Below are 20,527 nucleotides of genomic sequence, written 5' to 3'. Positions count from 1 at the left end.
GTTTAAGCAACGTAGTTCAAACGGCAGTATATGTTAAGCATAGACATCTAAATGAGTATATCATACTCAATAGAGGAGCATACTCCCCAAAAGACTCGCAAAAAAAGGAAGAGCGCCCGCCCCTCCTTGCCATCTTCTATAACGTACTGCGCCGCAGTTCATAGAAATACTGCACGGCATTACTTCCCCCAGCCTATGCCGTTCCCATGCGAAATAGCTAAAAAAAGCCAGGAAATAATATCCTTGGCCCACTTCGTCAATTTCTACACATGAATACCCAAAATTTTCAGCTGTTCATTGATTTTGGCTTCAAGTTCAGCGATTTCTTGTTTATCTTGCTCTAAAAGCTTACTCACTTCGGCAAGGTTAATGACTTGCTCTTCTTCAAACGTATCCACGTAGCGAGGAATATTTAAGTTAAACTCGTTTTCTTTGATTTCTTCAAGTGATACCACGTGAGCATATTTATCAACATCTACACGATTTCGGTACGTTTCGATAATCTTATTGATGTTTTTATCAGTAAGTTTGTTTTGATTTTTACCTTTTTCAAACGCCAATACACCTCAACTATTAATCTTTTCTGACCAACAGCGCAACACTCTCCACATGAACCGTATGCGGAAACATATCTACAGGCTGTACTTCCACTGTTTTATACCCGCCATCCTCCAGTATCTTTAAATCCCGCGCCAGTGTGCTTGGGTTACAGGATACGTACACCACACGTTCTGGCTTCATCTCCAGAATGGTGTCGAGCAGGCGTGGATCACAGCCCTTACGGGGCGGATCGACGACGATAACGTCGGCGGTGATGCCTTGCTCTTTCCACGCAGGAATGACGTCTTCGGACGCGCCTACCTCAAATTTCACATTACGCATTTCGTTCAATAGCGCATTACTTCGTGCATCGTCGATGGCTTCTTTGACGATCTCCACCCCATACACCTGGTCTGCATGCTGAGCGAGGAACAGAGAAATCGTACCGATGCCGCAATACGCATCAATCACCGTTTCTTTGCCTGTGAGCCCGGCATATTCGACGGTTTTGCCATACAGCACTTCCGTTTGTACGGGATTCACCTGATAAAAGGATCTCGCAGAAATCGCAAACTGGACGTTTCCAATGTAGTCATAGATCACGTCACGTCCCCACAGTACACGAGTCTCGTCGCCAAAAATAACGTTCGTTCGCTTTGTATTCACGTTCTGGCATATGCTTGCCACGTGGGGAATATGCTCACGGATACTGCCCATCCACGCATCTGCATGCGGAATATCTCGTCCATTCGTGACGAGCACCAGCATCATTTCACCCGTGCGAAAAGCGGTCTTTACAACGACATGGCGCAGTAGCCCACGTCCGGTTTCTTCATTATATGCACTGATGCCCAGCATTCGGCCAATCTCTTTCACACGTGCGACAACTTCGTCATTACGCTCATCCTGAATGAGACAGGTATTCATATCCACAATGCGATGGCTGCCACGTGCATAGAAACCGCCGACAAGCCCGCCTTCGGTGACACCAATCGGCACCTGGGCTTTGTTGCGATATCGCCAAGGCTCACTCATACCGAGTGTAGGATGCACGACTACGCCATGTACACTCGACAAATCAACGGACGTGCCGTCGTCACTAGTCACACTCAGCTTCCCGATACGCTCCAGCACGTCCACGACATGCTGGCGTTTCCAGCTGAGCTGCGCTTCGTAGCTCATATGCTGGATCTGGCAGCCACCGCATTGATCGTAGATGGCGCACGGAGCTGCAATCCGGTCAGGGCTAGCCTGCGCAATATCCAGCAGCTTGGCATAGCCGTACTGCTTTTTCGTTTTCAACACCTTTACTCGTACCTTTTCACCTGGCAATGCACCCGGAACGAACAGCGTAAAACCCTCGACACGTCCTACACCCTCGCCATCGTGGTTCATGCCGATGATGTCTATCACGGCCTCATCGTTCTTTTGTACAGGCAGATCGCTACGCTCTACACTAGACCGGTTACGATTGGAAGCATCATGACTTCGTCTACCGTTGGAAGAACGACGAGTATCTCGTCCGTTCTTTCTCTTCTTCCGATCCGAATCATTCATATTTTCATTCACATTTCCATTTTTATGTTTGATTTCGGCTTGAAGTAGCCCATTTTCAGCTCTGACTTGAGACTGTTCCGGTTCGCTCTCTCTTGTCGCCTTCATAGTCTTTTTGTACTGCTTTCCTTGAACAGGAGTTACTGTTGCTGCATTCCGGCGGCTTTTTCCACGTCCGCTACGGTTATTCGTCATGATTGTCACTTCTTTCTGATCTTCTTTTATGCGGTATTTTCCTTCGGACGTCTAATTAGAATGGTCATCTAAACATACAAACATCAACTCGAAAATGCCGTTACTCCCCACGGAGAACGGCAAGAACCAATATGCTCACACAAAAAAACAACTACCTACTCTGCATTCCATATACTATATTGCGTTGCCGTCCGGAAGCAGAAATATTTCCTCATCATTCCTCACCGGAAAACATTCAAATGATGAGGTAAATTCCGGAAGGTCGCTGGCAAAGTGCCCCCCAGTTCGCCATCCAGATTAAGCTGGACATAGCCGGGTGAGGTCACTTCCATGTAATCTGTTTTGAAATAAACAATCTTCTTGTCCTGCAAATGCTCACCACGTAGCGCGAGTGTTACCAATCGGATCATTTCCGCCAGATTGCATTTCCGCACAGCGATGACGTCAAGCAGTCCATCATCTATTGTCGCCCCAGGAGCAAGCTTTTCAAACCCGCCCACCGAATTCGTATTCGCAATCAGGAAAAGCATAAATTCGTCGTGGATCACTTCCTGACCCGATGCCTTGATGATCAGCTCCTGTGGAGCAAGGCTGACCATTTTCTCCATACCTTTAAAATAGTACGCCAACTGGCCAATCATCGTTTTGAGCTTGCTCGGAACTTCATACGTAAGCTCGGTTAAAGTTCCCCCGCCTGCAATGTTGATAAAGTAGCGGTCGTTCGCTTTTCCGATATCCAGTGGCTTCGGATTTTGACGAATAACGAGGTCGCAATAATCCTCCCAGTGCTTGGGGATGCCCAGTGCTCTGGCGAAATCATTCGTCGTCCCCAGAGGAAACACACCTAGGGGCGGGCGGTTTTCTCTTTCAGCCATCCCGTTAATGACCTCATACAATGTACCGTCGCCACCAGCGGCGATAATCATGTCATACCCACGCTCAATGGCCTCTATTGCGGCACGTGTTGCGTCCCCTTCACCCGTAGTTGCATGGCAAGAGGCTTCAATACCACCTTCATCCAGGCGCTGCAAAACATCCGCAAGACGACGCTTCATTTCCTCACGCCCAGAGGTCGGATTATAGATTAATCTAGCTCTTTTCATTCCGTTACGCCACCCGTATATTTAATGATATTTATATTCACATCGCAGTTCATCATATTCAGTCTGTACAAAATATCATCATACTGGAAAAAGACCTCTTTTACAATAAAAGAAGCCAGACTTTGCCCAAATAAGGAAATTTAAGGCTGAAATGACGTTATAGCCGAACCAGACTATCTATTACTTGACCTCGCTTGCTTCTGCATGCTTTGCAATAATTCATGAATTTGCCTGTCCATCCAGCTTGTGAGCAAAGGATGCGGCAATAAAGGATCTCCCGAATAACGGTATTCGAGCCCCTGCAAGCGTTTAGGAATCATACGACTTGTAAAATATCCCGAACTCAAAAATAACGGCGCCACAATAACATCATGACCCCGCTCCTGATTCCAGTACGCTGCCTTGTCGTACACACTCTCGGGATTTAGCAAAGCGTAGTCCGTGATGATACCACTCACGTTTTGCACCGTACGGGCCAACGAAGAAATCCCCTGCTCCCAGCGCTGAAAAAAGCCGTTATGCACACTGCCGTGACCTACGAGTAAAATAACCTCTCTCGCAGGGTCGGCTGATAGCGGGCGAACCTTGTCCCACACCATGTGAGCAACATCTTCTCCGTCATCCAGCGGGCTACCAAAATGCACTCGCGCTTTCAATCGAAACGGCTCCAAATCTGTTTCTTTGTCCGGCGCATCTTTGACACCCAGCGCATAGCTAATCTCATCTACATGCGTACTACCTGATGACACAAACAAAGGAATAACCAATATATCTGTTACACCCAAGGCTTCCAGACGGTCAATACCATTTTGAATCAATCTTTCTTTAACCGTTTCCAAAAATGAAACCTCTACCGGTATTTCTTCCGGCAAATGAAGCTTTGCAACTGCCTGATCCACCTGTTCTACCCAATATGGCTCCCTAGAGCCATGGCTGATGACCAGTATCCCAGGGCTCCGCATTAGCGTCCCAGACGTTCCAGAGTCATTTTGTACCCGTCATTACCGTAGTTCAGGCAACGTTTAACACGTGAAATGGTAGCTGTACTGGCTCCTGTCTCTGCTTCAATCTGATTATATGTGCTGCCTTTGCCTAGCATACGGGCAACCTCCAGACGTTGGGAGAGGGATTGAATTTCGTTAATCGTGCACAGATCATCAAAAAACACATAGCATTCTTCCAAATTTTTAAGAGTTAAAATAGCTTCGAACAATTGATCAATACTTTTATCATTAAGCTTTTTAAGCTGCATGGATTATCATCTCCCAAGGTTACGATCTCTCCTCATTGTACCTGAGGAATAGTCAGTTTTTCAAGCATTAACGGTTTCACGCATTACAGAACAACATTATGATCATAGAAACATACCGTACGAATGCCCAAATCCGCTTTTATACCTGATTTCGGGACACGCGCCTAAACCCACTGTGCGTTTGTAACATACAGTAGAGTATCAACCTGCAAAGGAATGTGATCTCATGCCTGGACATTACTATCATCGGAGGGCGCAAACGCGTGCCATTTCCGATCCGTATAGTTCATCTCCTTATCCTGGACTCGATCCATACAGCGAGGTTCCGCAAGTCGATTCCTCCGCACTGGTTCCTTACGAGGCGCCAGCGAGTATAACAGACTCTGCCGTGGTTACACCAGACCACGCCCCTGCCAAAGGAGGACTGCTAGGCGGCCTTGGCAATCTTGGTAATCTCAACGATATTAAAGGTATTATTGACCGTATGGGCGGTATTGACGGGATTGTTGCTACGGTCGGCAAGGTACAAAAGATCATGTCTAGCGTACAGCAATTTGCTCCGATGGCAAAACTGATTATGGGCTCGCTCCCAGCATTCAACAAAAACGCAAGCAAAAAATCTACAACACAAATTACTGAGGAACTGGATGAATATACACCACCACGCCGACGCCGGAAAAAGACACAGCGCAAAAGTAGCACTACCCCGCGCAGACGTCCGCGCAAACGCACAAGAAAGTAGACTATACTATTTGAACCAGCCTCGGCGCATAAACCAGACCACCATGGCAACACTCAACAAAAACATGAAGAACAGTACGCCAAAATATCCATATTTCCAGCCCAACTCGGGCATATTCGAAAAATTCATACCATAGATTCCTGCAATCAGCGTCAAGGGCATAAAAACGGTCGTAATTACGGTTAGCGTCTTCATAATTGAATTCATGCGGTTGGAATTGAGCGATATATAACTGTCTCTCAGGTCGGCTGTCATCTCGCGGTCGGCCTCCAGCATGTCTGTCAACTTCAATAAATGATCATATATATCGGTAAAATAAGCCATATGATCTCCTTGGCCCTGCACATGCTGTGAATTCAAAACTCGGTACATCAGATCACGCATAGGTACGATGGTACGGCGCAGCTTGAGCAGCCTGCCACGCAGGTCAAACACCTGCTTCATTAATTCCTCTACGGATTCGCGACCGCCCAAGCCCTCCAGCTCAGCCAATTCGTCCTCAATCATAAAAAGGCTCGGAAAATAGTTATCTACCAGCTTGTCCATCACCGTGTAGGCTGCAGCCAGCGGTCCTCGCGACCATATTTTGCGTTCATTCGCATGCTGGACAATCCGCTCCCAGGCTTGATCCAGCTCCTCTAACTCATGATGGTGATATGTAACCAAAAAACGACTGCTAATAAACATATCCACTTCTTCCGCAGCTAACGTATCTGCATCAAGCGCATGCACGACCAGAAACTGCACATCCTCGTAATAATCCAATTTGGGACGTTGCAGAACATGCATACAATCCTCCACAGCCAATGGGTGAAAATGAAAATAACTCGTCAGCAGCTCCGTCTCGCGATCTGTAGGCTCGCTAAAATCTACCCACATCCATATGTAATCCTCCATGACGATCTGATCCAATGGTTTTCCCACTGTTACCTGATGATCATGACCTATAGCCAATGTACGTATCACCGTACGTCCCCCTCGCTTACACTTCCGTCTGATATGTCATTTATATTTTATATAAGCCAATCAGCATTATACAAATCTCACGCTCTACATTCCCATACACTAAATAAGAAAAGGATATCTCCGGGTCAACAAGCCGTCCCAAGATATCCTTTATCCTCGTGCAGAGCAGTTCTTATCTTCAAAGCAAGCCTTCCACTTCAGAATTTTGCAAAATTCTCACTTATGAAAATAAACATCATAAGCCACAAAGCGGTCGGATGCTTACCTCGCTATATCCCCCTCGGCGCAGCAAGCACCGAGCTGCGTCGCGCCCTCTTCCCCTGCACCCACTCATTCAAAAGTGAGGCAGGCTCATGGCACGAAAAGGGCAATCAGCGAGCCGTAGCGTAGCGGTCCATTTGAATCTGGAGAAGCGGAGCGTTCGCCTTTGCCCCTGTATTTTAACCTTTTCATGTGTTATACAATCCAAAAAAATTCAGGGGCAACAGCGATCGAAAGATCAAATGGAACGCGGAGCGTCTTACAACGAGATCCCCGCCTACATCCACAAACCCTGCCTCACTTTTAATCCTCTTACAATACTTTTTCTAAGAAACTAATGGTCCGCTCGTTTTTCGGATTACCAAATACCTCTTGTGGCGTTCCTTCTTCTACGATGTAACCACCGTCCATAAACACAACACGGTCGCTTACTTCGCGTGCAAAACCCATCTCATGCGTTACGATCATCATCGTCATGCCTTCACGCGCCAGATCATTCATTACGCCAAGCACTTCGCCCACCATTTCAGGATCGAGCGCCGAGGTCGGTTCGTCGAACAGCATAATGTCCGGGTTCATGGCCAGCGCACGTGCAATCGCCACACGCTGCTTCTGACCGCCGGAAAGCTGCCCTGGCAGTGCATCTGCCTTATCGGCCAACCCCACACGATCCAGCAGCTTCATGGCCGTTTCCCGGGCCTCTGCCTTGGACTGTTTCCCCAGTTCAGTCGGCGCGAACATAATGTTCTTAAGTACGGTCATATGCGGAAACAGATTAAAATGTTGAAATACCATACCTATATTTTCACGGACTTTGTTAATGTCCACGTTTTTGTCACTCAAGTTGTAGTCATCGACAATGACCTCACCTGCGGTAATTTCTTCAAGCATGTTCATACAACGCAAAAACGTACTTTTCCCCGAACCAGACGGGCCAATGACACACACAACTTCGCCTTCACGTACTTGCATGTCGATGCCTTTTAGCACTTGATTACTACCATAGCTTTTTTTCAGGTTTTTAACGATAATTTTACCCACGGCGAACTCTCCCTTCAAGACGGTTGGAAATTTTGGTCAGGACTGTAATGACGATAAGATACATCACCGCTACTACCAGCCAAATATCAAAGGATTGGAATGTCCGCGCAATAATGATCTTACCCGATTGGGTCAATTCGACCAGACCGATAACAGACAAAATGGACGTATCCTTCAACGTAATAACCAACTGATTGATAAACGACGGGATCATGATTTTCACAGCTTGTGGCAAAATGATTTTAAGCATAGCCGTCCGATAGGGTAGACCAAGCGAACGGGCTGCTTCCATTTGTCCCGGATCAATGGACTGAATACCACCACGGATAATCTCAGTTACATACGCACCCGCATTCAGGGATAGCGTCAATACAGCCGCAACAAAAAGTGGCATTTTGAAGTCCAGTGCCTGTGGAATACCAAAGTAAATAAAGAAAGCAAGCACGATCAGCGGAATACCGCGGAATATATCGACGAAAACAGTTGCAATACCACGGAACACCTTGTTATGGCTTACTTTCATAAAGCCAAACACCAAACCTAGGATAAAGGCTACGAGTAAAGATACAAGTGTGTACAACAACGTATTTCCCATGCCTTTAATCAGCGAAGGCAGCGAAGCGGAAATCAGCCCCCAGCGGCTGGTCTCTACAGGCGCCACACCTTTGCCCGATTCGCCAAGGTATTTAGCCAAAATCTTATCGTATTCCCCGCTATTACGCAGATTAACAAGCCCTGCATTAAATTTCTCCAGCAACTCCTTGTTTTTGCCTTGGTTAACAGCAAACCCGTAAGAAGCACCTTTTTCCTTATCTGTTACCAGCTTAAGGCCGTTATTCTGGTTTACACCGTATGCCAGTACCGGATAGTCATCAAAGCAGGCAACCGAATTACCTGTTTTAACTTCATCATACATTTGAGAAGAATCGTCGAACGGTACTGTAGTAAAGCCGTATTTGGCCTTAATGGACTCTGCGAATGTATAACCTTCCGTGCCTGTTTTGACAGCGACACGCTGCCCTTTCAAGTCCTCATAGCGTTTAACCGTATCATTATCCTTACGGACCGCCATGACGACGCCTGAATCAAAATAAGGCTCAGAAAAATCAAATTTCCGCTTGCGTTCATCGGTAATACTCATCCCGGCAATGACACCATCCACTTGATTCGTTTCAAGGGCCTGCACTGCCGCGTTAAAGCCAAGAGGCTTAATGGTATATTCAAAATTCTGATCCTTGGCAATAGCTGCCAGCAAATCCATATCAATTCCGACGAATTTACCATCTACATCTTCAAACTCAAAAGGCGCGAACGTTGTATCCGTGCCGATATCATACTTTGTTTTATTTTCTGCATGTGCCACTACACCGAAATTACCGGCCAGGGCAACCACAAAAAACAAACAAATGATAAGTGCTATTAGTTTTCTAGATTTTTGCATAATTTCCTCCAGTCAGTTGAACGGTTCAAAGTTTTCTGTTTATTTTACAGGAGTTATTAAAAATTGACTACTTTGATGTCAGGTATTTTTGAAAAACGTTTCATGGAACTATCTGGAGGTGTAAACTTTGAAGAAGCCGTTTTGCCCCAGAATGCCAATAAGCCCCTGCCGCAAAAAGCGGACGGAAGCTTATTGTGTGTTCTATAGTGTGTACCTATTTTTCAAGAAATAATAACGAACTAGAAAAGAATTTTGAAAATCAATCCAGATAACAGCGCAGCAATCGGTATCGTTATCACCCAAGTAATAATAATTCGACCGGCCAGCGACCAACGCACAGCGGAAAAACGCTTCGCAGAACCCACACCCAAAATAGCCGAAGTAATGGCATGAGTGGTACTTACGGGCAAATGAAGCAATGTAGCTGTGAAAATAACAGAGGCTCCCGAAATGTCGGCTGCAAATCCGTTAATTGGCTCGATTTTAAAAATCTTGGTTCCCATCGTCTTGATGATTTTCCAGCCCCCGATAGATGTACCTAGCGCCATGGCTGTTGCGGCTGAAATTTTTACCCACATGGGTACTTCCAAATGGTCCTGATACCCCGACGAAACGAGTGCGAATGTAATAATCCCCATCGCCTTTTGAGCATCATTCGTACCATGCGTGAACGACTGAAGCGCTGCTGTAATGACCTGCATTGTACGGAACCCTTTGTTCACCGTATGCGGACTACGATGAGCGAAGATGTATTTTAAAATCATCATCACGATGTAACCGACAACAAAAGCAATCAACGGGGAGAAAATAAGTCCTTCGACAATCCCGATGAAGCCGCTCCAGTTTAATTTTTCCGATCCTGCACCTACATACACCGCTCCAGCCAATGCACCAATCAATGCATGAGAAGAGGATGAAGGAATACCGAACCACCAGGTTAAGAGGTTCCAGATAATCGCAGCGATCAGCGTCGCAATGACGATATCAATTCCATTCGTAAGCTTGGTTGGATCAGCCACACTTCCACCAATCGTCTTCGCAACCCCTGTAAACAATATTGCCCCGAGAAAGTTCATGACCGCAGCCATAATAATCGCACGTCGCGGGGTCAATGCACGGGTCGATACCGAAGTTGCAATCGCGTTCGCCGTATCATGAAACCCATTAATAAAATCAAATGCCAGAGCAAGAAAAATAACAATACCCAATACCAGTAAACTTGTATCCATGTAAAAGGACTCCTTACGAGTTACGCATAATGATGGATTCCAGCATATTTGCAACATCCTCGCATGAATCCGTTGTCGTTTCAAGGCGTTCGTACAATTCTTTGCGTTTAATCAGTTCAATAGGGTCAGTTACAGTTGCAAACAGGTTTTTGATGCAAATACGCAACAATTCATCCCCCTGATTTTCCAAATCATTCAGACGAATAGTGTATTCACGAATGGCCAGCAATTTTTTCTGTGAAAGCAGATGTACAGCTTTCTGAATTTCGTAAGCTGATTGACGCAGAATATCAGCGAACTGCACAATATACTCGTCCGGCTCCGTAATGTTGTACATATAAAAACGGGAAGCCGTCGCTTCAAGACCGTCCAACACATCATCCATGGTTGTTGTCAGTTCCATGATGTCGTCGCGTTCCAACGGCGTAATGAAGGTCTTGTTCAGTTCAGTAATAATCGTGTGTGTGTAATCATCACACTTATTTTCATACTTCTTCATTTCATTTGTAAACAAAGTCACATCTTGAAGATTTGAAGTATGTTGGGCAAAATAATCGGCTGCTTGCACGATCGTATCTGCCATATTTTCCAACGTCTCGAAGAATATATCCTTTTTCTTCAATCTCATAACGATTACCCCTTTACGAAAATATCCGCAACCTGTTTCGACTGCAATAGACAACCTTTGCTATCTTATCACACTCATCAATGTTTTTGTAATGTTTGTAAAAGCAAATTTCATGATATACGTATACAGTGCCCGACATATAAGCTCATTATCCGACAATTTTTTCCTAAAAAGGTGTAATTCGTTTTCTAATTCACTTCTATGGTTACATGTTCCTTTAGTGGTGTATCTGCAGGCACCACATGTATATAGGATGTACCTGGCGTTAACGGAATTTCAACCCCATTCTTCATAAAACGAATCGCATCACCTGGCGTATGTTGCCACTCAGCCTGTATTAACTGTCCTTGTTGAAACACCATGGCCTCTCCGCTGCCGTCCAGTTCAACACTTAATCTGCCTACATCATCCAACGTTCGATGCCTGGTGCTCATCACAATGACATTGGCTGCTGAGAGCTGTTGGTTATTATTTTGATCCACATGTGACTTTTCGTTCACAAAACGCTTATATTGTTGATCCGCTGGATCATAGGTATAAGATACCCGGTAGCTTTTAAGCAAAAACCGGATTTGTAAAGATGTTGCAGTCTCGTCCACCATAACTGGGGTTTCGCCGGATTTAAGGTAAGTATATACTGGAACGTCCGTATGCGTAGCATACCCTTTACTATCGCTTCCTTTGCGCAGTCTATTCACGTCCGTGTATAGATTATGCGGAGGACGACGATCTTTGCTTCGCCAGAAGTATGCCCCTCCATTTGAAATCTCATCTAAATGTTCCTTCCGCTGCTGCTGTAAAATCGCATAGGCATCTGTGCTTCCCCCTGCGTGTATCGGCAACGCACCATAAGTTTCGCCCAGCTCAATCAAATACGGACGAATGCTACGGACCGGACCAACCTTTACATCTCCGCCATGACTTTGGAAAAAAGCGACCAGACGGGTAATTCCGCCTTCTGCAAGAACTTCATATACCATATCTGCCTGACTAAGTCCTGCCTGCGGACGTGCTGCTGGAGCATTGTTAATCATGACAGCGAGCGGTCGCTCCAAAACTGGCTGCTCCACCGGAAGACCGGTAAGCGGAGCTGTAAATGCCGGAGTAGACTGCTCCTTCGGCGGTTCAAGCGCCTCCTTCTCTGTTTTATGCTTGGTCGGTTGAGGAACGGGTTCAGTATCTCCCGTATTGGACATAGCAGAACAAGACATCAGCGTCATGCATAACAGAGCTGAGGCCATTACACGCAACCAATGATTTCGTTGGGAAATGGGCCCGGACAAGTTCATCCCTCCACTTCGTTATTTTTCTCATTATAAGCTTTATTTCCTGTTTTTGTCTTGATTGAAGCATGACCTCTCTATAGAATACTTATCTGAAGACATTAAAATTTTAAAAATATTCAGACTTTGTGATTTTTATCACAAATAACTGTAACTGAACCTACTACAATAAAGGTGTAGCAAAGATGATCATCCCAACAAAATGAAATACAACCAACATTATAGATTAAGAAAGAGGAGTGGTTTGAATGTTTAATAGCTGGTTACGTGAGAACAAAGTCGCAATGTGGTTGCTGACTGTCGTACGGGTTTATCTAGGTTATGAATGGATGACTCACGGACTTGAAAAGCTGACAGGTGGATTCGATGCAGGCGGATTTATCTCGGGGGCCATTGCTAAAACAGGTGGAGACCATCCCGCTGTACAAGGCTGGTGGGGATCGTTCCTCGAAGCCTTTGCCCTGCCGAATGTAGGTTTGTTCAACGTCCTGATCCCGTTGGGTGAGTTCTTGGTCGGGGTTGGCCTGCTTCTCGGTACATTGACTACACTGGCTGCTTTGATGGCCATGGTTATGAACTTCTCGTTCCTGTTCTCGGGTACAGTAAGCACCAATGCAATCTACCTGCTGTTTGAAATCTTCCTCGTAGTTGCTGGCGCAAATGCCGGAAGAATTGGCTTTGACCGTTGGGTACTGCCCTTCCTGCGTGGACTGTTTGGTAAAAATAAAGATACCTTTCCAGCGGACCCTAGTCGAAAAATCGCTTAAACATCCCCCAAATAACCGTTATCCTCCGGGATAATGGTTATTTTTTTGCGCTGTTATGCTCACAAGGAGGATTTTAGCTCCTCCTAACTCGGACTCTTTTATCGGATTCATTATCCTCCCCAAACGTTTACAAGTTGGATACAACATGGAATGCTCACGATACATTTACCCTATACACTACAGTTACATCAAAGAACGTAATGGAGGGTTATATCATGAAAAAAATCACCAAAGCCTATCTCATGCTCGCAGCAGTAACTTTCACAGTGCAGACTATGGGATCGGGATATACGGCATCAGCCCAAGCGGCGACGTCTACTACGACATCTCAGGCAGAAAGTGTACAACATATCTCCAAGACCTTCGAGCAGCTACTAGGCCAACCCGGCAAGCTATCTCAGGCATTCACTTATTTGCAAAAGCATATTCAATCCATTCCAGCTTCTCAAGCTACCCTCATGGTGCTTCATCTGGAAAATGCACAGAACCAGCAATTGGATTCCTATGCACAGACCCTATACCCGACCTCTGTTCAAACCAAAATAAATCAAATCTATAAACCCGGTGATTCGTTCACAAATGTAATCAGCCGTACAAGCGATGCGAACCTGAAAAAGTTGCTAACTCAAACAAGAGATGCCGGCTACAAACTTGAAACCGCAGAAGGCATGTATTACCCAATCATCAACTATGAAAAATATAAAGTATTCGGGAAGCACACCACGGCAGATATCCGCAGCTATATTGACATCATGTCGATGGAATCCGGACAGGCTGCTACCAAAGATGCCGCGCTCCGTATCGGCTATCAACAGTTAGCCGGACGAGTGCTGGCACAGGAATTGTTTTTAAACCAATATCCACATTCCAATCGTACACAAGCTATAAAAAAATTGCACGATCTGTACTTTTTCTATACTTTCTACGGCACGAACAATACGCCATTATTCGATCATGATACCGGGAAGATTCATCCGTATGCCAAAAAAGGGTATCAATGGTTCGTTCAACGTAATATGGATTCGAAGAGCACCTATATTCAAAAGCTGAAAGCATTTATGACACTGTTGGATCAAAATGGAGATCAACGTACTTCGCAGGTATCCACTTGGCTAAAAAAGAACGTGCCTTCTAATTAATCGAAGACGCAAAAAACACAAAAGAACTTCCATTCCCACACAGCATGTGGATTCGGAAGTTCTTTTTTACATTTACGTATCACTTTCTTGACCAAAAGCCCAACAATTGAGACTCAGCGAGCCAAGGACATACGACTGAAAAAGCTTATGCGCGGAGCGCTCCTGATCCGCAGCCCCCATCGCATAAAACAAAGGTGAAAAATGCTCTATTCCATAAGAAGGTACCGCTTGTTTGGCATATGGAGCCTTCTTGTCATATTGGAATAAGTGACGTAAATTCCAGTCTTGAAGCTGCTGTGCAATCCAGTCATCATATTGAACGGCCCAATCGGCTGGCTCACTCGTCTGCTTGAGTGTCCGCAAGTTGTGGACCAATCCGCCGCTACCGATAATCAAAATCCCTTGTTCTCGCAACGGCGCCAGCATCCGTCCAATCTCGTATTGCTCTTGAGGAGCGCGCCGAGAATCAATAGATAACGGTACGACCGGTATGTCCGCATCAGGATATATATGCCGCAAAACCACCCATGCTCCATGATCCAGTCCCCGGTTCCGAACCGGCTGGTGGAACAAGTTATGCTGACTGAACAGATGCTCTATCTCCTCATACAGCTTTGGATCGCCTGGTGCAGGGTAATCGATTGAGTACATTTCTTCAGGAAAGCCATAGAAATCGTGCAACGCTGCATGCTGATCATCCGCGCCAATACATTGATCGGGGCTATCCCAATGCGCGGAAAAAATGACAATTCCTTTGGGTCGGGGCAGGCTCGCGCCCAGCTTTGCAAGAAAGCTGGTATATGCGTTATTTTCTACAGCCAGTGTCGGTGAACCATGCGCAACAAAAATTGAGGGTAATGTCATCGCTGCCAACCTCCACACGCCAGTATAGTGTTACTCTTCCATTTTACTCCGGCGGAGGCGCAATTTCCAATACAATCCGTTACACACTGAAATCAGATCATCCAGTGCTGCCAATCACGTTGAATATTTTCCTGTTCATCCAGCCATTCAAGCGTCCGATCAATGAGCCGTTGCCGCTCTTTACCTGACGAGAAAGTGTGATCTCCCTGGAAAATAATCTCTTTATCACAGCGTCCCTCTGGACGCATCCAGAATATCTTTTGAAACAGAAATGCATAATCGACAGGAATAATATCATCCGAGGTTCCATGAATGACGAGCACATCCCCGTTAAATTTAACGGCCTCCTGGAACGGCTGAAATTGAGCTAACGACTCAAAGTAAGCAGGCGTAAACTTATAGCCCAAATAATCGGCATGACCAGTTTTAACAGACTCATCGTACACGCTTCGCTCCGTAATTTTGACGATGTCATTGAACGGATAGCCCACTGCTGACCAAAGGACCAGATTTTGTACTCTCTTGTCCCGTACGGCTGTGAGAAGAGCAACCGCGCCCCCCAGACTGTGACCGATCAGCGTCACCTTGGTCGGGTCAATGTCCGCACAATTGACGGCGTAATCCAATACGGTACGTGTCTGATTAATCATGGACTCAAGCCCCTGCTTGCCGTATTCACCTGTGCTCTCCCCACAACCGGCAAAATCAAAGCGCAGGACAAAATATCCCCCTTCGGCCAGTTCACGCGCAGTCTTGACGAATAATCGATCTACGCCGATACGATTGCCTACAAAACCGTGACATATAACAACGAGGGGAACTCGTCTCTGACGCTCTCCCTCATTTGTACGGTTTGGATAATGAATTGTTGCGGCCAGCTCTTCATGTTCAAAACGAATTCCAATTTGCCGTTCCATCCTGATTCCCCCTGTTTCAAGCTTCACTACACATTTATGAATTCGAACTCATATAGTAACGTGGAATATCCATCCAGGATATTTATTCACTTTAATTCCGATAAGTTTAATAAGTTTTATAGTAAAGTCAGTCTATCATCGCCCTGCTTCCTTGTCAACCTGTCAGTTCACATCGTTAAAAAAGTAAACAAATAGCGCTCCCCGATGCGATTCCGGAGAACGCTATACTACACTTATGTGAGTGAATCCACTACATTTAAAGTGACATTCGTTATTCGTAGCTGTTCCTGAACATTTGGTGGGTCTCCGTTCGTCCTTCCCACTGCAGTTTACAAGAGTCGCCGTTATGTTCATCCTCATGCCACAGGCTGCGGTAGTTCTGTGCACCTAGCTCACCTGCAAATTCTGTATCCTCAGCCACTTCGATATCGTCCACTATACGGTACGTTGGAGATGTTCCTTGAACGCTCCGGTGACTCACATTTGTAGACGAGGCCGCCCCGCTATTCCCATTCGAAGCGTTTCCCAGTCGTTTTTGGACTAAATAATCTGCCTGGTTCTCCAGTTTCATGATGCCACATCCTCTCAACGTTTATATTCAGGTTGCTCCACGTGCTCACCCTCTATCCAGTTTGAGGAGAATGCAACGGTAATATACATGCTATAGATAAAGTCTTTTGCCATCCGACGCTTCCTCACGTATACTGTCTTTGTTACGAAATGGCGGTTCCATCAGCTTGGAATACGCTCATAAAGCAGGAGGAAGCAATGAATAAAGCAAAAAATTATACGCTTATTGCATGGGTTGCCTTGTCCATGTTTTTTTTGACACAGGCGATTATCGGATGGTTTGTCACCTTTACAGGCGGAGATCTCAAACCCTTTGAAGAAATCAGCCTATCCACTCTTATCATCATCGCCGCAGGAGCCATTCTACTCGTTGAAGCCCTGATGAATTTTATGGATCGTCCCGAAGAAGGCGAGGAGATACAACATCCAAACCCCGTCCCCGTAAAGCCCCAGATGAATCTTAAATCCATCTTGATGTATGTTGTGTTAGTTGTCGTGATTCTTGTCGCCGGACTAGCGCTGCGCAGTGTACTGCCAGTATTCAGGATCTCACCTTGGGTAAATTTAATTCTCGCCGCCATCGGCTTTATTGGACTCAAACCAATTTTTCTGCGTAAAAAACGTTCATAGCCCGCAATTTTCATTATATGGAGCTGCCCCATTTTGGGTCATAGCAGCTCCTTTTCATTTCGATCAGGCAATCGACTTACAGCTGGGGTGTGCGCCAAAAAGCCGTATTCCTGGCCTGCAAGAAGCTGCATGGAGGAATACGGCTTGATATATTTTAGAACTTATTTGGAAAATAGTTGTTCTGCATTATCCAGAGCAATTTTGTGTCCCATTGCGGAATAGTCCAGCCAAGGCTGTCCGTCCAACATGTAGACATGCCCTTGCTTCACCGCTTTGAGACCTTGCCATACTGTGTTTCCTTTCAGCTGCTTGTATACCTTTTGGGCATCCGCGCCTTTACTGATGATAACAAGAATCGCATCGGCATCATAATCCGGTAAAACCTCTTGGGAAACCACCTGATAAGCCTTGTTGATCTTTTCTACACCTTTGGCTGGCTTCAAGCCCAAATCCTGATATAACAGCGGTCCTACCGGACGCTTCATCCCCATAACACGAACCTCTTTCGCCGTCACACGTACAGCCATAACCGTTCCGTCCCCAATTTTTGAATGAATCAGCTTTTTGACTCGTTCCCTCTGTGTATCATAGTCTTTTAGAAATGCGTCTGCCTGTGCTTCATGTTTGACCATAACGGCTATTTTTTTCAATTGATCTTTCCATGTGCCTTCATCCAGATCAAAAACGTCGGTCGGCGCAATTTTTTCAAACTTGGCCACATCGGTTCCCGAATATTTTTTGTCTAAGAAAATATGATCAGGTTGAAGCTCCAGTACCGCTTCCATATCCGGATCAGTGACAACACCTAGCTTACGGGTACTTTGAAGACGATCTTTTACATGCGGTAGAAAATCCTTCACATCTCCGCCAATGACCGAACCAGCCGGAGTAATGCCCAATGCCAGCAAGTTGTTCGTCAAATGAATTGACATCGAAGCAATACGCGAATCCGCACTAATGGTTGTCTGCGCACTGTCCGCCGCTTTCGTATCGGCAGTCTGTTTGTCGGCTGCTTGTCCGCAAGCAGATAGCATGATCATGCATACAACAAGAGTTGTGACTACCCATGAACGTTTAAAACCTGAACCCTCAAATTTGTGTTTTCTCATGTTTATTCTCTCCTATGCTATAGAAGCTCTACATTATAATGATCATTATAGAAGGCTTCTTCTGTCATTTTGTTCGGGACAACAAGAATAGAAAATACGGAGCTCCTACCACAGCAACCACCACACCTGCGGGAATCGCATTTGGCTGAAACACCGAACGCCCAATCGTGTCGGCGGTGACCAGAATGACGACCCCGACCAAACAGGCTACTGGCAGCAAATGCTGGTACATCGGCCCAACCAGACGGCGAGCCAGATGAGGCGCAATCAGCCCGATAAAGCCGATGCCTCCGGCCATAGATACACTGGCACTAGATAGAGCCACAGCTGCGCCTAGCAGTAATAGGCGCTGGCGCTTCACACTTGTACCGATTCCAGCCGCGGTCTCGTCACCCAACGACAGGTTATTCAGACTGCGCGTCTGCGACAGAACGTAGGGTAATACAATGACTAACCAAGGCAGCAAAGCTGCTGCATGTATCCAGTCCCGGCCCCAAACGCTGCCAGCCAACCAACGTGCGGTAAATGCGTATGTATCCTCATCCAGCCGTAAGGACCAATACAGCGTTATAGCGCTAAGGCCCGAGGCTACACCGATACCGGACAAAATCAGACGCACTGGCACGATTCCTCTGTTACGGCTATAGGACAACAAAACAATCAGCATCGCCGCAATGACACCTCCTGCAAAGGTAAACAAGGGGATCAGGACGGCGGCCGAACCGTCCAAGTCGCGAAAAAAGCTAACGAACATTACCAGTCCCAACGCAGCCCCTGCATGAAGACCGAGCACTCCCGGATCAGCAAGTGCGTTCCGCGACAAGCCTTGCATGACCGCCCCGGCTGCGCCTAGTCCCGCTCCAGCCAGCACCGTTACAGCAATACGAGGCAGACGATACTCGAACAGAACGATATGATCACGTCCGCTGCCACCGCCAAACAACGTATCCAGCACGCGTAGCGGTGGAATACGAATCGTTCCGGTATTCAAACCCAAAACAAGGACGGCAAAGCTGATTCCCGCCAATACCAAACAAACGAGCCAAGCCTTTTTCGTTCTCGTGTCCCCAATCCCTAAAGAGCGACTCACTATAAATCCCTCCTTTCCTTACGGGCGAGAAAGAGGAAAAAGGGTACTCCGATAAAAGACACCATAATTCCAATAGCTAGCTCCTCTGGCGGATTTGCCATTCTCGCTCCCAAATCTGCCAGCACCAGTAACACGGCTCCCAATAACGCAGACAGCGGCACGATCTGGCGATAATCCACACCGATTAGCTTGCGAGCGATATGTGGGATAACCAAACCTACAAAGCCGATGGCTCCAGCAGCCGATACAGAGAGTCCCGCCAGTACCACTACGGTCAGCAGACCCAAAAGCCGAATGCGCCTGAGATTCAACCCAAGGTTTAACGCCACCTCATCGCCCATCGAAATCAGCGAAATAGAACGTGCCAGCCCCATAGACCAGGCGATCACAATAAGCAAAATCGGTGCAAGAATCTCAAGCTGCGACCATTTGATCCCGGCTACACCACCCGCATACCAGAAGGCTAAATCCTGACTTAAATCAAAATAAATCGCAATCCCCGAAGTCATGGAACCTAACAGGGCAGCCGTCACAGCTCCAGACACCGTCAGTCTCATAGGTGTCAATCCACCAGGCGCAGATGCTCCCAGACCAAATACCAGTAAGGTACTCATCAGCGCCCCCAGGAACGACAATACTATTAACGTCCCATAAGGAAGATCGGGAAAAAAGGCAAAACTCACTGCAACTACAAACATCGCTCCTGCGTTAATGCCCAGCACACCTGTATCTCCCAGCGGGTTGCGCGTAATGCCCTGAATCAGAGAACCTGCAACCGCCAGCGCAGCTCCAATAACAGCTGCACCGAGTACACGCGGCAATCTCAACTCATGAATGATCTGATGTGTCATCAGCGAACGATCATAGTGAAATACTGCCGACCACACGGTGCTTACGGTCAAGTCCTTGGCTCCGAGAGAAATGGCGGCGAATATGGCCAAACCCAACAATACAGCCGAAGCTGTGAACAACAACGCCTGCCGAATCCTACCCGCTCGAAGTACTGGACGTGCTGTTATGACTACTTCAGGAACTGCCCTCTCTGTCCGAGCTGTATGTTTGTCCATGCTGTCTTTAGACTGCATTTGATGAGGTCACTCCCTCCGTACCTGAAAAAATCATTACGTTTTCCAAAATGATAACGATAATGATAATTATTATCAACTTGATACATAATAGCATGTTTCTATGACATTGCAAGCCAAA

22 protein-coding genes are annotated in these 20,527 nt (G+C 46.4%); 5 read left to right on the top strand and 17 right to left on the bottom strand.

The features are described 5' to 3' along the window. Nucleotides 1–263 precede the first annotated feature (263 nt). The 5 genes from MHH57_RS04270 to MHH57_RS04250 form a co-directional block, all read right to left on the bottom strand. Complete coding sequence (locus tag MHH57_RS04270) at nt 264–560, bottom strand: N-6 DNA methylase (protein WP_245249115.1); 297 nt, start codon at nt 558–560, stop codon at nt 264–266. A gap of 13 nt (nt 561–573) precedes the next feature. After that, a complete protein-coding gene (rlmD, locus tag MHH57_RS04265) occupies nt 574–2,289 on the bottom strand; it encodes a 23S rRNA (uracil(1939)-C(5))-methyltransferase RlmD (protein WP_342434856.1) in 1,716 nt (571 codons plus the stop codon). A gap of 221 nt (nt 2,290–2,510) precedes the next feature. Continuing rightward, a complete protein-coding gene (locus tag MHH57_RS04260; RefSeq protein WP_013308843.1) occupies nt 2,511–3,392 on the bottom strand; it encodes a diacylglycerol kinase in 882 nt (293 codons plus the stop codon). A gap of 173 nt (nt 3,393–3,565) precedes the next feature. Continuing rightward, entirely contained in the window at nt 3,566–4,354 is a 789-nt protein-coding gene (locus MHH57_RS04255) for a CbiX/SirB N-terminal domain-containing protein (protein ID WP_069012882.1), read from the bottom strand. Further along, complete coding sequence (locus MHH57_RS04250; protein ID WP_007428885.1) at nt 4,354–4,644, bottom strand: YerC/YecD family TrpR-related protein; 291 nt, start codon at nt 4,642–4,644, stop codon at nt 4,354–4,356. Before MHH57_RS04250 ends, MHH57_RS04255 begins: the two co-directional genes overlap by 1 nt. Nucleotides 4,645–4,870: 226 nt before the next feature. Here MHH57_RS04250 and MHH57_RS04245 point away from each other — a divergent pair, with 226 nt between their 5' ends. Further along, nucleotides 4,871–5,386 carry a tyrosine protein kinase gene (locus MHH57_RS04245; RefSeq protein ID WP_342434855.1) on the top strand — a complete coding sequence of 172 codons (516 nt, stop codon included), beginning with the start codon at nt 4,871–4,873 and terminating at the stop codon, nt 5,384–5,386. 6 nt (nt 5,387–5,392) lie between these two features. On the opposite strand, the gene corA is transcribed toward MHH57_RS04245, so the two are convergent. From corA to MHH57_RS04230, 3 genes are all read right to left on the bottom strand, one after another. Further along, entirely contained in the window at nt 5,393–6,352 is a 960-nt protein-coding gene (corA, locus tag MHH57_RS04240; protein WP_069012880.1) for a magnesium/cobalt transporter CorA, read from the bottom strand. Between the two features lie 573 nt (nt 6,353–6,925). After that, nucleotides 6,926–7,654, bottom strand: a complete 729-nt coding sequence (locus MHH57_RS04235) for an amino acid ABC transporter ATP-binding protein (protein WP_029517121.1) — start codon at nt 7,652–7,654, stop codon at nt 6,926–6,928. Continuing rightward, nucleotides 7,647–9,095 carry an amino acid ABC transporter substrate-binding protein/permease gene (locus MHH57_RS04230; RefSeq protein ID WP_029517122.1) on the bottom strand — a complete coding sequence of 483 codons (1,449 nt, stop codon included), beginning with the start codon at nt 9,093–9,095 and terminating at the stop codon, nt 7,647–7,649. The genes MHH57_RS04235 and MHH57_RS04230 overlap by 8 nt, the downstream gene beginning before the upstream one ends. A gap of 63 nt (nt 9,096–9,158) precedes the next feature. Here MHH57_RS04230 and MHH57_RS04225 point away from each other — a divergent pair, with 63 nt between their 5' ends. Further along, nucleotides 9,159–9,302 (top strand): hypothetical protein, encoded by a 144-nt coding sequence (locus tag MHH57_RS04225; protein ID WP_155271710.1) that lies wholly within the window; start codon nt 9,159–9,161, stop codon nt 9,300–9,302. A gap of 32 nt (nt 9,303–9,334) precedes the next feature. Here the strand turns inward: MHH57_RS04225 and MHH57_RS04220 are convergent, their stop codons facing one another. From MHH57_RS04220 to MHH57_RS04210, 3 genes are all read right to left on the bottom strand, one after another. Next, nucleotides 9,335–10,324: an inorganic phosphate transporter gene (locus MHH57_RS04220; RefSeq protein WP_029517123.1), complete on the bottom strand. Its 990-nt coding sequence runs from the start codon at nt 10,322–10,324 to the stop codon at nt 9,335–9,337. Nucleotides 10,325–10,337: 13 nt separating this feature from the next. Then, a complete protein-coding gene (locus MHH57_RS04215; RefSeq protein ID WP_007428879.1) occupies nt 10,338–10,952 on the bottom strand; it encodes a DUF47 family protein in 615 nt (204 codons plus the stop codon). A gap of 188 nt (nt 10,953–11,140) precedes the next feature. After that, complete coding sequence (locus MHH57_RS04210; RefSeq protein WP_165149957.1) at nt 11,141–12,235, bottom strand: DUF3048 domain-containing protein; 1,095 nt, start codon at nt 12,233–12,235, stop codon at nt 11,141–11,143. A 248-nt stretch (nt 12,236–12,483) separates the two neighbouring features. Here MHH57_RS04210 and MHH57_RS04205 point away from each other — a divergent pair, with 248 nt between their 5' ends. Both MHH57_RS04205 and MHH57_RS04200 read left to right on the top strand, forming a co-directional pair. After that, entirely contained in the window at nt 12,484–13,002 is a 519-nt protein-coding gene (locus MHH57_RS04205) for a DoxX family membrane protein (RefSeq protein WP_029517125.1), read from the top strand. A 215-nt stretch (nt 13,003–13,217) separates the two neighbouring features. Continuing rightward, complete coding sequence (locus MHH57_RS04200) at nt 13,218–14,141, top strand: hypothetical protein (protein WP_029517126.1); 924 nt, start codon at nt 13,218–13,220, stop codon at nt 14,139–14,141. 72 nt (nt 14,142–14,213) lie between these two features. On the opposite strand, the gene MHH57_RS04195 is transcribed toward MHH57_RS04200, so the two are convergent. The 3 genes from MHH57_RS04195 to MHH57_RS04185 all read right to left on the bottom strand — a co-directional run bounded on the left by MHH57_RS04195 (nt 14,214) and on the right by MHH57_RS04185 (nt 16,493). After that, a complete protein-coding gene (locus MHH57_RS04195) occupies nt 14,214–15,005 on the bottom strand; it encodes a class III extradiol ring-cleavage dioxygenase (RefSeq protein ID WP_029517127.1) in 792 nt (263 codons plus the stop codon). Nucleotides 15,006–15,097: 92 nt separating this feature from the next. Continuing rightward, nucleotides 15,098–15,922, bottom strand: a complete 825-nt coding sequence (locus tag MHH57_RS04190) for an alpha/beta fold hydrolase (RefSeq protein ID WP_029517128.1) — start codon at nt 15,920–15,922, stop codon at nt 15,098–15,100. Nucleotides 15,923–16,193: 271 nt separating this feature from the next. Then, entirely contained in the window at nt 16,194–16,493 is a 300-nt protein-coding gene (locus MHH57_RS04185; RefSeq protein WP_029517129.1) for a hypothetical protein, read from the bottom strand. A gap of 197 nt (nt 16,494–16,690) precedes the next feature. Between MHH57_RS04185 and MHH57_RS04180 the strand changes: the two genes are divergently transcribed. Then, on the top strand, nt 16,691–17,122 hold the full coding sequence (locus MHH57_RS04180) for a hypothetical protein (RefSeq protein ID WP_340954302.1): 432 nt from the start codon (nt 16,691–16,693) through the stop codon (nt 17,120–17,122). Between the two features lie 161 nt (nt 17,123–17,283). On the opposite strand, the gene MHH57_RS04175 is transcribed toward MHH57_RS04180, so the two are convergent. The 3 genes from MHH57_RS04175 to MHH57_RS04165 all read right to left on the bottom strand — a co-directional run bounded on the left by MHH57_RS04175 (nt 17,284) and on the right by MHH57_RS04165 (nt 20,406). Then, nucleotides 17,284–18,231, bottom strand: a complete 948-nt coding sequence (locus MHH57_RS04175) for an ABC transporter substrate-binding protein (protein ID WP_341071677.1) — start codon at nt 18,229–18,231, stop codon at nt 17,284–17,286. A gap of 64 nt (nt 18,232–18,295) precedes the next feature. Next, nucleotides 18,296–19,321 carry an iron ABC transporter permease gene (locus MHH57_RS04170; RefSeq protein WP_340931360.1) on the bottom strand — a complete coding sequence of 342 codons (1,026 nt, stop codon included), beginning with the start codon at nt 19,319–19,321 and terminating at the stop codon, nt 18,296–18,298. Continuing rightward, nucleotides 19,321–20,406: an iron ABC transporter permease gene (locus MHH57_RS04165; protein WP_318628218.1), complete on the bottom strand. Its 1,086-nt coding sequence runs from the start codon at nt 20,404–20,406 to the stop codon at nt 19,321–19,323. The genes MHH57_RS04170 and MHH57_RS04165 overlap by 1 nt, the downstream gene beginning before the upstream one ends. Between the last annotated feature and the right edge of the window lie 121 nt (nt 20,407–20,527).

It is taken from the genome of Paenibacillus sp. FSL H7-0442, assembly GCF_038593105.1.
GTDB lineage: Bacteria > Bacillota > Bacilli > Paenibacillales > Paenibacillaceae > Paenibacillus > Paenibacillus polymyxa_D.
The sequence above is the reverse complement of the archived record's forward strand: the minus strand, read 5'-3'. Positions and strand labels throughout refer to the sequence as shown.